This is a genomic window from Enterococcus aquimarinus (assembly GCF_001885765.1).
GTDB lineage: Bacteria > Bacillota > Bacilli > Lactobacillales > Enterococcaceae > Enterococcus_I > Enterococcus_I aquimarinus.
Window position 1 is genome coordinate 98,193 of the sequence record NZ_JXKD01000001.1, and the last position, 13,578, is coordinate 111,770.

A 13,578-nucleotide genomic window follows, 5' to 3' on the forward strand; every position below is an offset into this window, starting at 1 on the left:
AACCATTCAGGAGGAAATGAGAACATGACTCAAATTGCAGCTAAATTAGTAAAAGAATTACGTGATAAAACAGGCGTTGGTATGATGGACGCGAAAAAAGCATTAGTAGCCGTAGAAGGCGACATGGAAAAAGCAATCGACTTTTTACGTGAAAAAGGCATGGCAAAAGCTGGTAGCAAGAGCGACCGTATTGCAGCTGAAGGATTAGCAGCTGTGGCAACTAACGGTAACACTGCAGCAATCGTTGAAGTAAACTCAGAAACAGACTTCGTTGCGAAAAACGAAATGTTCCAAGATTTAGTTCAAGAATTAGCAACAATCGTGGCAGAGCACAAACCTGCTGATATGGATGCAGCGATGGCTTTACCAGCATCAAAAGGAACAGTTGCTGAAACATTAATCGAAGCAAACCAAGTTATCGGCGAAAGAATTAACTTCCGTCGCTTTGAAGTAATCGAAAAAACAGATGCAGATGCATTTGGTGGCTACTTACATATGGGCGGACGTATTGCAGTATTAGCTGTTTTAGAAGGAACAAACGACGAAGCAGTCGCAAAAGACGTTGCAATGCACGTGGCAGCGATCAACCCTCGTTATGTTGACGAATCTCAAATTCCTGCTGCTGAATTAGAGCACGAAAAAAATATCTTAACAGAACAAGCATTAAACGAAGGTAAACCAGCGAATATCGTTGAAAAAATGGTTATCGGCCGCTTAAGCAAATTTAAAGCTGAAATTTCATTAGTTGACCAACCATTCGTTAAAGATCCAGATACAACAGTGGCAAAATATGTTGCAGCTAAAGGCGCAACTGTGAAATCATTTGTCCGTTTTGAAGTTGGCGAAGGTATCGAAAAACGTGAAGAAAACTTTGCGGAAGAAGTAATGAGCCAAATCAAAAAATAATTTTTGAATTTGAATAGATCGGGAACGCATATTTATGCGCTCCCTTTTTTTAGGGAAATTTACAAAATAACTGATATCTACGGGCGATTGTGCTACAATAGGACTAGAGAATTTACGGAGGAATTATTATGTCAAAACCAAAATACCAACGCGTTATTTTAAAATTAAGCGGTGAAGCTTTAGCTGGAAACGAAGGATTTGGCATCAACCCGCCAACCATTCAAGAATTTGTCAAAGAATTAAAAGCAGTTCATGATTTAGGTGTAGAGTTGGCGATTGTTGTCGGTGGTGGTAACATTTGGCGTGGACAAATCGGTGCTCAAATGGGGATGGAACGTGCACAAGCCGATTATATGGGCATGTTAGCAACCGTAATGAATGCTTTAGCACTTCAAGATACCTTAGAAAATGCAGGCGTTCCAACGCGTGTTCAAACATCAATTGAAATGCGTCAAATTGCTGAACCTTACATTCGTCGTCGTGCTGAACGCCATCTTGAAAAAGGTCGCGTTGTTATCTTCGCAGGTGGAACAGGGAATCCGTACTTCTCAACAGATACAACGGCAGCCTTAAGAGCCGCTGAAATTAATGCCGATGTCATCCTAATGGCTAAAAATAATGTCGATGGCGTTTACTCTGCTGATCCAAAACTCGATGCAAAAGCAGTGAAATTTGATGAGTTAACTCATTTAGATGTAATTGCTAAAGGCTTACAAGTCATGGATTCAACGGCAAGTTCATTAAGTATGGATAACGATATTCCGTTAGTTGTCTTCAACTTAAACGAACCAGGAAACATTCAACGAGCAATTATGGGAGAAAATATTGGAACAACCGTAAGGGGGAAATAATCATGGCAAATGCAATTTTAACTGAAACAAAAGCAAAAATGCAAAAATCAGCAGACGGTTTACAACGCGAACTTGGTCAAATTCGTGCAGGTCGTGCGAATGCTAGTTTATTAGATCGTATCTCTGTTGTTTACTATGGTGCACCAACACCATTAAATCAAATGGCTTCTATCACTATTCCAGAAGCGCGTGTGTTAATGATTACACCATTTGACAAAACAATTTTAGGTGAAATTGAAAAAGCAATTCTTGCGTCAGACTTAGGAATCAATCCATCAAATGATGGTTCCGTTATCCGTTTAGTGCTTCCGCAATTAACAGAAGAACGTCGGAAAGAATTAGCTAAAGAAGTGAAAAAAATTGCTGAAAATGCAAAAGTCGGTGTTCGTAGTGCCCGTCGTGATGCCATTGATGCTTTCAAAAAACAAGAAAAAGCAAGTGAAATTTCTGAAGACGAATTAAAAGTATACGAAAAAGATGTACAAGCGTTGACAGATGAATTTGTGAAAAAATTAGATGCGATTGCTGCTGAAAAAGAAAAAGAGCTATTAGATATCTAAGCAAAAAGATGAATAAAAGAGTTGATGAACGGCATTTGTGCTTGTTATCAACTCTTTTTTTGTCACATGATTCATTAAAATTGTGCAAAATCGCCTTCTAAAAGGTAAGCGAAAAGGTAAAATCCATAGGAACTTTGCATTTTTCGTAGGCAATGAAGTGAATTATTGCTATAATAACCTAGATGACTTTCTGAAATAATAAAAAGGAGGGCGTAGTATGTTGCGTTTTTTACCGCAGAAAAAGAAATATGTTCCGGAAGAAAATGAGTATACATTCTCGACCGAATTACCCATTCCCAAACACATCGCAATCATTATGGATGGCAATGGACGCTGGGCGCAAAATAGACGCTTACCTCGCGTTGCAGGACACAAAGAAGGGATGGAGGTCGTTAAGAAAATAACGATGCATGCCTCAAAAATCGGGGTCAAAGTTTTGACGTTATATGCGTTTTCAACTGAAAATTGGAAACGACCAACCGAAGAAGTCGATTTTTTAATGCAACTACCGGTTGATTTTTTCGATACGTTTGTTCCAGAGTTGAAAAAAGAAAATGTTCAAGTCAATGTGATGGGCTATCAAGAGTTTTTGCCGGAGCATACGCAAGAAGCGGTACGCCGTGCGATGGAAGAGACAAAAGAAAATACGGGATTGATTTTGAACTTTGCCCTTAATTATGGGAGCCGTGCCGAGATGGTGACGGCGATGAAATCCTTGTATGAAGAACTAGCTGAAAAGAATCTTCCCATTGAATCACTGGATGAGAAAATGTTTGAAAAACATTTAATGACCGGTTTTCTATCCGAAGAATTACGCGATCCTTCATTAATGATTCGCACGAGTGGTGAAGAACGTATCAGTAACTTTTTACTATGGCAAATTGCTTATAGTGAATTAGTGTTTACGAAGGCATTGTGGCCAGATTTCGATGAACAAGCGCTCGAATCAGCCATTGCCAGTTTTCAAAATCGTGATCGTCGCTTTGGCGGCATCAAACAAAAAGGAGGCAAATAAATGAGACAACGTGTGATAACAGCCGTAGTTGCTTTAGCTTTTTTTATCCCGATTATCTACTTTGATTTCTTTGGTATTTCAGTAGGATTACTTTCGGCAGCGTTAGCTGGGGTAGGGGTCTACGAACTTTTCCGGATGAAAGGATTGACAGTCATTAGCTTTGAAGGGGTGCTGGCAATCATTGGCGCGATAATTTTGGCGCTCCCAAGAGATCCTTGGTTTACTTTTTTACCAGAGAAAACCGATAAATTTGCTTTGTATTATTTTGTCGTATTAATCCTCTTAGGAATTTCGGTATTATCGAAGAATATGTATACGATTGACGAAGCGGCGTTTCCTGTCATTACAAGTTTATACGTCGGGATGGGATTTGGCAGCTTTGCGAGTGCCCGTGCGGAAAGCCTGGTTGTATTGTTCTTTGGTCTTCTGATTGTTTGGGCAACAGATATTGGCGCTTACATGGTCGGACGAGAATACGGCAAACGAAAATTATGGCCAGAAATTTCCCCGAATAAAACCGTTGAAGGTGCCTTAGGAGGAATCTTAAGTGCAGTAGTCATTGCGATTATCTACTTAATTGCCTTTCCTGCCATCACGTATTTTGGTTATCCTTCACTGACGTTAATTTTAATGACCGTGATTTTTTCGATTATTGGTCAATTCGGCGATTTAGTCGAGTCAGCCTTTAAACGTCATTACGGCGTGAAAGATTCCGGCATTATCTTACCAGGACATGGCGGTATTTTAGATCGCTTTGACAGCATGTTATTTGTTTTTCCAATGATGCATCTTTTTGGTATTTTTTAATCATTCATATTCAAAATAAAGAGAATCAGAGACGTTATGCGTTTAGGGTTCTTTTTTTTGGTGCAACGAAGAGACGTTTTTGAGGTATTTGCAATCATGAACGGTATACTGAAGGATGTCAAATAGTAAAAATAACAAATTATATTTATTTTTTTGGCCCTAAACGTTACGTTCTCGTTACAATGCGCTAGAACAATTGTGTAATTAGTCAGATGTGATAAAATAATAAGGATACTTCTATATTTTTTGAGACAGATAATAAGAATGGAATAGAAAGCGAGGAAAATAAATGAAGACGATTTTAACGTTCATCATTGTCTTCTCTGTGGTCGTAGTTATCCATGAGTTAGGACATTTTTATTTTGCAAAAAGAGCTGGGATTTTAGTCCGCGAGTTTGCGATTGGAATGGGGCCAAAAATCTTTAGTCATCAAGGCAAAGATGGGACAGCCTACACGATTCGCGCGTTACCAATTGGTGGCTATGTTCGAATGGCTGGTTATGAAGAAGAAGAGGAAATGAAACCAGGGACACCGATCTCATTGTTGCTAGATGAAAATGGCGTCGTGACAAAAATTAATACAAGTAAAAAAGTACAACTAGCGAATGCCATACCAATGGAAGTGGCAAGACATGATTTAGTCGATAATTTAACGATTACTGGCTTTATTAATGGGGATGAAAGTGAAACAATCACGTATTCCGTCGATCCTAAGGCCTTTATCATTGAAGAAGACGGCACGGAAATTCGAATTGCGCCAAGAAATGTGCAATTCCAGTCAGCGAAATTATGGCAGCGGGCGTTAACCAATTTTGCGGGTCCAATGAACAATTTCATCTTAGCTTTTGTCTTATTTTTAGTGATTGTGTTTGCCCAAGGTGGTGTCGTGGATATGAATTCCACTGTGATTAGTGGCGTTGTGCCAGATGCACCGGCTGCTGTGGCAGGCATGCAAGGCGGCGATAAGATTGTATCGATTAACGAAGAATCAGTCGCAACGTGGACTGACGTGCGCGCCTATATTCAAAGTCATGCGACAGAAGAACTAAAGATGGTTGTTGAGCGAGAAGGGCAATCAAAAGAATTTCAAGTTCAGCCTATTATCATTGAAGAAGACGGTCAGACCTACGGACAAGTTGGTATCGAAGCGCCGATGAAAACAGGTTTTGTCGATAAAGTAGTAGGGGCATTTAATCAAAGTATTTCGAGCTTCACTCAAATCCTAGTCGCTTTACGGAATATTATTTTTAATTTTGACGTGAATCAACTTGGAGGTCCAGTCGCGATTTATGAGTTATCTTCTCAAGCGGCGAGCCGTGGTGTGATGACAGTAATTTCATTGATGGCGATGATTTCAATGAACTTAGGGATCTTTAATTTAATTCCAATCCCAGGGCTCGACGGTGGTAAATTATTGTTAAACTTGATTGAAGGTGTTCGGGGGAAACCGTTAAGTCAAGAAAAAGAAGGGTTAATTTCCATCATTGGTTTTGGATTTTTAATGTTATTGATGGTGTTTGTTACTTGGAATGATATCCAACGCTTTTTCTTTTAAAAGTAGAGGGTAGTTGGTAAAGGAGAAAAAAATGAAACAGTCAAATCTGTTAATACCTGATTTACAACGGATGTTAGGGGAGGAAATTACTGAGGCAAGTCAGCGATTTCTAGTCAAATCTGGTTTTCTCGGTTCTTTTCAAGATAACCAATATGTGTTTTTACCATTAGCGATGCGCGTCATTGAAAATATTAAGAACATCGTCACCGAAGAATTGGAAAAACTATCCGCCGTTGAATTTCAGTTACCGGTTCAATCTTCGCTTCATGCGGAGGAATATTTAAGTACTCTTTTATTGAAGGAACCTGAAAATTTACAAAATAATACATCCATGCAACTGTATCAGATTCAGACCGCTCTGATTGCCAATCAAAAAAAGGCGGGGCATTTTTTGACGAATTTTGAGTCAACCTACTTAGACGCATTCTCATTTCACGAAACGAGCGTGAGTTTAAGCGAAAATTATCATCGCTACGAACAATTATTTGGACGGATTTTAGCGCGTTGTGATCTCCAATTTCAAAGTGTGATTGCGCTAAATAAAGAAACGAATCAACAAGATACAAAAGAAATCATCGCCGATAGTCTTGAGGGGGATGAACAATATTGTGCTTCTTCTGAAAGTGACTATCGTGCAAAGATAGAAGTGGCAACTCGTTTATGCTCAGGTAAAAAATCGCATGCTTCCTATTTACCATTAGTCAAAAAAACGTTCGCTGAAAATATAGAAGAAGCACAGGGACAATGGCTCAAATCTTATTTTTTACGCGCAGGAAAGCAACCGATTGTCTTATTTTTACGGCAAGAAGATCAGTTGAATTTGGCAAAAGTAACCAATTTCTTTAAACAAAAGGTTGTTCAAGTGAAACCAAAAGAAATTGAAAAATACTTTGGACAAGCGCGTGAAATGCTCGATGTTTGGAATTTGCCGCAAGAAGTGACGTATTTAGGTGATTTAGAAGTCGAATTTTTGACGAATACGAAAATGATTGCGCCACATTCTGAACAAGAATACTACGAGAATATCAATCCGCTAAGAGATTTTCCCAATGTTGCATTTGCTGACTTTTGTTTTGTTAAAGAAGGGGATCCCTCACCAGATGGTCAAGGAGTTCTGACTTTCAAAAAAGGGGTAAAAATCGGTCAATTGTATAAAAAGAATCAAACTCTTCCGGAAGAGGAAAAAGCGACGATTCCTTTTCATATTGGGCACTATCAACTCGATTTAAGCCGCTTATTTTTGATGATTGCGCAGCAACATCGCACAGAATCAGGGATTATTTGGCCAGAAGAGGTCGCACCATTTGACTTGCACCTGATTCCAACAGATTTAACAGATTCTTATCAACAGGAGTTGGTGGAAGCCGTCAATGCGATGATGGCAGAGGAGTTTCAAATTTTAATCGATGATCGAAACTTACCTTTAGAAGAAAAACAAAATGAAGCAGCCTTTATTGGTTGTCCGATTGAAATTACGATTGGAAAGAAAGCCGTTGAAGGGATTCTCGAAGTCAAAATCCGAGCGACAGAAGCGGTAATCGAAGTTCGGAAAGAAGAATTGGTCGATACCTTAAATATTTTATTTTATTCAGCGGAATAAAGGAGCAGTCTGGGAAACCTCTTAATAAGGCTTCCTAGACTTTTTCATGCAAAAGATTGTATACTGTTTTAAGCGAAAAGAAAAGGGTGAAAACATCTTGTCGAAAAATAAAGAGAAGTTTAAAATCTTGCTAGATCAAATGAACGTCACTGAGGATGTTAAGAATCATCCGTTGATTCAGACTGGCGAAATTGTTCAAGTGTTGGTCCATAAAAAATCAAAAAAATGGGACTTTACCTTAGAATTTGATCGAATTTTACCAGCCGCCTTATATCAAACCTTTCAGCAACATTTGATGATGGCGTTTAAGGAAATCGCGGAAGTCTCGATGAAAATTCAAACGCGAGAAGATGGATGGTCAGAAGCGTTATTACAAGAATATTGGTTATTCGCATTAGCCAATGAATCCTGTGATACGCCACTCGTTCAACAAGTATTAAAAACGCAGTTACCTGTGTTAAACAATAAAAAAGTTTTGTTATCGGTGACAAATGAAGCGGTTAGTAGTATTTTACAACAGCAATACTTGCCATCAATTGAAGAAAACTACCAACATTTCGGCTTTCAAAAGTTTCGTATTGTGCCGCAAGTCAATGAAGCCCAAGTTGAGGTCGATTTAAAAGAATTAGCGGAGCGTCAACAACAACAAGAAGCACAATACATGGAACAAGCCGCACAAGCCATTGCGTCGAATGAAAAACGGAAAAAAGAAACACCTGCATTAAGTGGCCCGATTATGTTAGGACGCACTATTCCGGCCGATGAATTGGTGATGCCAATGGCCAATATTTTAGAAGAAGAACGACGGGTCACGATTCAAGGGTATATCTTTGACGTAGAGGTCCGTGAGTTACGTTCGAAACGTAAAATCTTAATTATTAAGATGACCGACTATACGTCCTCCTTTATCGTGAAGAAATTTTCGAATGGTGAAAAGGATGAACAAGTCTTTGAAGCGATTAAGAAAGGTTCTTGGCTAAAAGTTCGAGGCAGTGTTCAAGAAGACACGTTTATGCGTGATTTGGTTATGAACGCCCAAGATTTAATGGAAGTTACACATGAAAGTCGTAAAGATTATGCGCCAGAAGGTCAAAAAAGAGTCGAGCTGCATTTGCACTCGAATATGAGTACAATGGATGCGACGAATCATATTGGTGATTTGGTGGCACAAGCGGGTAAATGGGGGCATAAAGCGATTGCGATTACCGATCATGGAGGAGCACAGGCATTCCCGGACGCCCATCAAGCAGGTAAAAAAGCTGGCGTCAAAATTCTCTATGGCGTGGAAGCGAATATTGTCGATGATGGGGTAGAGGTTGCTTACAATCCTCAACCAGTCACGTTGACCGATGCCAATTATGTCGTTTTTGACGTGGAGACGACGGGATTATCCGCCGTTTACAACAAAATCATTGAACTAGCCGCTGTCAAAATGAATAAAGGAAATGTGGAACAAACCTTTGAAGAGTTTCTGGATCCAGGACATGCGTTATCGAAAACAACGATTGAACTAACGGGGATTACCGACGAAATGGTTCGAGGATCAAAAAGTGAAGCAGAAGTCTTGCGCGCTTTTCGTGAGTTCTCAAAAGATTGTATTTTAGTGGCGCATAATGCCTCTTTTGATATGGCCTTTTTAAATATGGCCTATAAGCGTCACGGATTACCAGAAGCGGAGAATCCAGTCATTGATACGTTAGAATTGGCACGTTTTTTATATCCTGATTTTAAACGTTTTGGACTCGGTGTCTTAACCAAACGTTTTGGTGTCGGGTTAACCCAACATCACCGTGCGATTTATGATGCGGAAGCGACCGGGCATTTAGCCTGGATTTTTGTCAAAGAAGCGATGGAGTCGCATCAAATGTATTTACACGAGGATTTGAATCGTCATGTTGGGAGTGCAGAATCAATCAAAGCAGCGCGACCGTTTCATGCGACGATTTTAGCTCAAACACAAACGGGGCTTAAAAACTTATTCAAACTGATCTCATTATCCAATATTACGTATTTTCACGGAAAAGTGCCGCGTATCCCTCGGACGGAATTGACGAAACTTAGAGAAGGTCTTTTAATTGGAACAGCGTGTGATAAAGGCGAAGTCTTCGTTGCGATGATGCAAAAAGGGTATGAAGCAGCCAAAGAAAAAGCCTATTTCTATGACTATATCGAAGTCATGCCTAAAGAAGTCTATGCGCCACTAATTGAACAAGAATTGGTCGATAGTGAAAAAGATTTGGAAGAGATTATCGCAAATCTTGTCCGCATTGGAAAAGAGCTAGATAAACCCGTAGTTGCGACTGGAAATGTGCATTACTTAAATGAAGAAGATGCGATTTATCGTAAAATACTCGTCAATTCGATGGGGCATGCCAATGCGTTAAATCGTCATTCCTTACCAAAAGTCCATTTTCGAACGACTGATGAAATGTTAACAGCCTTTCAATTTTTAGGAAGCGACTTAGCAGAAGAAATTGTCGTGACCAATCCCAATTTAATTGCGGATCGCTGTGACAACGTTGTTCCAGTGAAAGATGACTTATATACGCCAAAAATTCCTGGTTCTGAACAAGAGATTACGGATTTAAGTTATAACCGAGCGAAAGAACTTTACGGCGATCCGTTGCCAGATATCGTTGAAAAACGTTTGGAAAAAGAATTGAATTCGATTATCGGTAATGGATTCTCGGTGATTTATTTAATCTCGCAAAAACTCGTCCATAAAAGCAATGCGGATGGATATTTGGTAGGTTCGCGGGGTTCGGTTGGTTCCAGTTTCGTGGCAACGATGACGGGAATTACGGAGGTGAATCCACTAGCGCCGCATTACCATTGTCCAAAATGCCAGTATTCCGAGTTTTATGAAGATGGCTCGTATGGTTCTGGTTTTGATATGCCCGAAAAAGCGTGTCCGGAGTGTGGCACACGCCTAACGAAAGACGGTCATGATATTCCGTTTGAAACCTTTTTAGGGTTCCATGGGGATAAAGTACCCGATATCGATTTAAACTTCTCGGGTGAGTATCAACCTCAAGCGCATAACTACACGAAGGAACTGTTTGGAGAAGACTATGTGTTTCGGGCTGGAACCATTGGTACGGTCGCTGATAAGACGGCTTATGGCTATGTGAAAGGGTACGAGCGTGATAATAATTTACATCTACGTTCGGCTGAGATCGATCGACTCGCCAAAGGTTCGACAGGCGTACGGCGAACGACTGGACAGCATCCAGGTGGAATTATCGTTATTCCGGACTATATGGATGTCTATGACTTTACGCCAATCCAATACCCAGCGGATGACCTACAGTCAGAATGGAAGACGACCCATTTTGATTTCCATTCGATTCATGATAATATTTTAAAACTTGATATTTTAGGACATGATGACCCGACCGTCATCCGCATGTTACAAGACTTATCCGGAATTGATCCCATTACGATTCCGACCGATGATCCTGAAGTGATGCGTATTTTTGAAGGGACGGACGTTTTAGGAGTGACGCCTGAACAGATCTTCTCCAAAACCGGTACGCTTGGAATTCCCGAGTTTGGGACACGTTTCGTTCGTGGGATGCTTGATCAAACCCATCCGTCAACGTTTGCGGAATTGTTACAAATTTCGGGTCTGTCACATGGAACGGATGTGTGGCTTGGAAATGCGGAAGAATTGATTCGTAACGGAACAGCCGATTTAGCCAATGTGATTGGTTGTCGGGATGATATTATGGTTTACTTAATGCATGCCGGTCTGGACGATGGGATTGCCTTTAATATTATGGAAGGTGTTCGTAAAGGAAAAGGGATACCGGAAGAGTGGCAAGCGGAAATGCGCAAACACAATGTGCCGGAATGGTACATCGATTCTTGTTTGAAAATCAAATACATGTTCCCGAAAGCCCATGCGGCAGCGTATGTCCTCATGGCGTTACGAGTGGCTTATTTCAAAGTCTATTTCCCAATTTTATATTACTGTGCTTACTTTTCAGTGCGTGCTTCTGATTTTGATTTAGTCGCGATGTCAAAAGGTAAAGATGCCGTGAAAGAGGCCATCAATGAGATTAATCAAAAAGGAATGGATGCCTCTACGAAAGAGAAAAACTTATTAACGGTGCTTGAATTAGCGAATGAAATGTTGGAGCGTGGCTATGAATTTGGCATGATCGATTTGTACAAATCAGATGCCGAAAACTTTATTATTGAAGGCAACAAATTGATTGCGCCTTTTCGTGCTGTTCCGAGTCTTGGGGCCAATGTGGCGCACCAAATCGTTAAAGCCCGCAAAGACGGACCGTTTTTATCAAAAGAAGATTTAGCCAATCGCGGAAAAGTTTCGAAAACACTGATCGATTACATGACCGAAAACGGCGTCTTAAAAGACCTGCCTGATGAAAATCAGCTGTCATTGTTTGACATGTTTTAAACGCACCGTCGCCTAGACAACCAAAGTATCAGGTACACTAAAAAGCCGTCAGAAGAACGCATCTTCTGGCGGCTTTTTTGGTTGCTTCAATCGTTGACGAACAACGTGAATGATCATCATAAAAGCTTTCGTGTCGCGATTGGGTTAATCACTTGATTGACTAAATCGAAATCAAATTCGGGAAAAATGGTCATTTTCCGGCTGTCTATTTTCTTTGACTCGTTTAATTAAAATCAGATACTTTCGACTCTTATCAAGAATCACTACGCTTGCTCTCATAACGTCTCCTTCTTTAGAGGTAGCTAATTGATTCAGCTATTTTCCTGAATCGACTTCAACCTCATCTGCTGGGTTGACAGCGCCACGTAACGCACGCTGATTTGTCCGGTGCAGATGAAGGGCTTCTAGAATTGGCACTAAAATGGCCGCGACAAGACCTCCAGAAAACCCATTATTATAAAGATTGACGCCTCCGTGTAAATAACCGATATTCATCACGAGCGTTAAGTGCATCGCACCAGCTAAGATACCCGCAGCCGTTCCGTAACGACCCGCCAGTGGTGCTAAGGTCGTACCAAATAACGCTGAAATTAAGACTAACGTTGACTGACTATCGTGATAATTGATTCGGCCCATCAGCGTGACACCAATTAAAATCGGCAGAACGTTTTTGATATTTTTACCAAATGCGCCAAAACCGATAACCGTAAAAATGCCCCCAAGGACAGGACCGTTGATTTCGCCACCCATCAAAAGAATATATCCGAGTGCCATAAAACCGAGGAAACCCATATTAATCAAGGTTGCCCCTAAGCCACCAAGTTCTAAATAATCGGTTGACAATTGACCTGAATGACGTAAAATGCGATTCAAACCATGGAATGTCCAACGGTTTAACCAGAGTCCAAGTAATAGCATCACACTAAATAATATACTCAAGATGATGATAAATGGTCGGTTATAACCACTAGCCAGAATATTGACGTTTTCGATACCGTACCCAAAGTTACGGATTAAGGAAATAAAGACAGTCCCGATGATACCGCATGTGAAACCGACATTATAGAGGCTGAATCCTCTTGTGAAGGTGACGAAGTGATTGGCTAAAGGAGGAATTGAAAAGCCAGAGATAAAGCCGGCAGCGATCCCTAGTAGGATGCCGTATGGTTGAGCGATGCCTAAGTTAAAAGATAACTCGCTCACTAAAGGGGCTAAGGCTGTTCCAAAAAGTGCGGCTAGTAAAGACTTGTGAATCGGAGCGTGTGTGACTTTTGCATATGCAAAAGCGCCAATGCTAATAGGAATGGAATTAAATAAGTTCTTACCGAAAAAAGCAAAGCCTGCAATCGTTAAAATACCGGCGATGACCGGACCATTGATTTTAGCATCCGCCATTCGGACAATCCAAAGTGACTGCAGTGTCATTAGCGATACGTTCACTAACGTCGCACCGACACTTGTCAGAGCCATATAATCGGTTAGTAAGTTTGCCGGGGAGGTTAAGATGGTTACATTTCCTTCCCATATTTCTTGCGGAGTGTTAAATAAAAAGCCGATACCACCCATAAATAAGGCAAATCCGATTAATAAACCATATTTAGAATGCTCCGAGAGCTCTCTTTCGCTACTAATAGTATGCTTTTCTTGTTGTTGCATAAGTGACCCCCAATCTTAAAGTGATAACACAAATAAAAAAATGTAACGGACTACTTCTGTGGCAAACAGGCAAAACATCACGAGTCCGACCATCAATATCATGCCATTCATTTAAATTATACATGGACATAGGACTGGTCACAATATTTATGTTCATTTTTTCAAAAAAAATCGCTGATAAGGATAATGCGAGAGGTCGGCAAGT

At 40.4% G+C, this 13,578-nt stretch carries 9 protein-coding genes; 8 read left to right on the forward strand and 1 reads right to left on the reverse strand.

All coding sequences use genetic code 11. The features are described 5' to 3' along the window. The first annotated feature begins 24 nt into the window (after positions 1-24). The 8 genes from tsf (at position 25) to RU93_RS00565 (ending at position 11,717) form a co-directional block, all read left to right on the forward strand. A complete protein-coding gene (gene tsf / locus RU93_RS00530) occupies positions 25-906 on the forward strand; it encodes a translation elongation factor Ts (RefSeq protein WP_071873659.1) in 882 nt (293 codons plus the stop codon). A gap of 128 nt (positions 907-1,034) precedes the next feature. Beyond that, entirely contained in the window at positions 1,035-1,757 is a 723-nt protein-coding gene (pyrH, locus tag RU93_RS00535; RefSeq protein ID WP_071873660.1) for a UMP kinase, read from the forward strand. A 2-nt stretch (positions 1,758-1,759) separates the two neighbouring features. Next, positions 1,760-2,317, forward strand: a complete 558-nt coding sequence (frr, locus tag RU93_RS00540; protein ID WP_071873661.1) for a ribosome recycling factor — start codon at positions 1,760-1,762, stop codon at positions 2,315-2,317. 217 nt (positions 2,318-2,534) lie between these two features. Next, positions 2,535-3,332, forward strand: a complete 798-nt coding sequence (locus tag RU93_RS00545) for an undecaprenyl pyrophosphate synthase (protein ID WP_071873662.1) — start codon at positions 2,535-2,537, stop codon at positions 3,330-3,332. Further along, complete coding sequence (locus RU93_RS00550) at positions 3,333-4,139, forward strand: phosphatidate cytidylyltransferase (protein ID WP_071873663.1); 807 nt, start codon at positions 3,333-3,335, stop codon at positions 4,137-4,139. A 289-nt stretch (positions 4,140-4,428) separates the two neighbouring features. After that, positions 4,429-5,694, forward strand: a complete 1,266-nt coding sequence (rseP, locus tag RU93_RS00555) for an RIP metalloprotease RseP (protein ID WP_071873664.1) — start codon at positions 4,429-4,431, stop codon at positions 5,692-5,694. A 31-nt stretch (positions 5,695-5,725) separates the two neighbouring features. Next, positions 5,726-7,294 (forward strand): His/Gly/Thr/Pro-type tRNA ligase C-terminal domain-containing protein, encoded by a 1,569-nt coding sequence (locus tag RU93_RS00560; protein WP_071873665.1) that lies wholly within the window; start codon positions 5,726-5,728, stop codon positions 7,292-7,294. A gap of 97 nt (positions 7,295-7,391) precedes the next feature. Beyond that, positions 7,392-11,717 carry a PolC-type DNA polymerase III gene (locus tag RU93_RS00565; protein ID WP_071873666.1) on the forward strand — a complete coding sequence of 1,442 codons (4,326 nt, stop codon included), beginning with the start codon at positions 7,392-7,394 and terminating at the stop codon, positions 11,715-11,717. 315 nt (positions 11,718-12,032) lie between these two features. On the opposite strand, the gene RU93_RS00570 is transcribed toward RU93_RS00565, so the two are convergent. Beyond that, positions 12,033-13,373, reverse strand: coding sequence for a DUF1576 domain-containing protein (locus RU93_RS00570; protein ID WP_071873667.1), 1,341 nt, complete (start codon positions 13,371-13,373; stop codon positions 12,033-12,035). Positions 13,374-13,578 lie beyond the last annotated feature (205 nt).

Excerpts from the sequence above, each read along its gene's own strand:
- tsf (WP_071873659.1), top strand. The coding sequence starts at position 25 with ATGACTCAAATTGCAGCTAAATTAGTAAAAGAATTACGTGATAAAACA.
- pyrH (WP_071873660.1), top strand. The coding sequence starts at position 1,035 with ATGTCAAAACCAAAATACCAACGCGTTATTTTAAAATTAAGCGGTGAA.
- frr (WP_071873661.1), top strand. The coding sequence starts at position 1,760 with ATGGCAAATGCAATTTTAACTGAAACAAAAGCAAAAATGCAAAAATCA.
- RU93_RS00545 (WP_071873662.1), top strand. The coding sequence starts at position 2,535 with ATGTTGCGTTTTTTACCGCAGAAAAAGAAATATGTTCCGGAAGAAAAT.
- RU93_RS00550 (WP_071873663.1), top strand. The coding sequence starts at position 3,333 with ATGAGACAACGTGTGATAACAGCCGTAGTTGCTTTAGCTTTTTTTATC.
- rseP (WP_071873664.1), top strand. The coding sequence starts at position 4,429 with ATGAAGACGATTTTAACGTTCATCATTGTCTTCTCTGTGGTCGTAGTT.
- RU93_RS00560 (WP_071873665.1), top strand. The coding sequence starts at position 5,726 with ATGAAACAGTCAAATCTGTTAATACCTGATTTACAACGGATGTTAGGG.
- RU93_RS00570 (WP_071873667.1), bottom strand. The coding sequence starts at position 13,373 with ATGCAACAACAAGAAAAGCATACTATTAGTAGCGAAAGAGAGCTCTCG.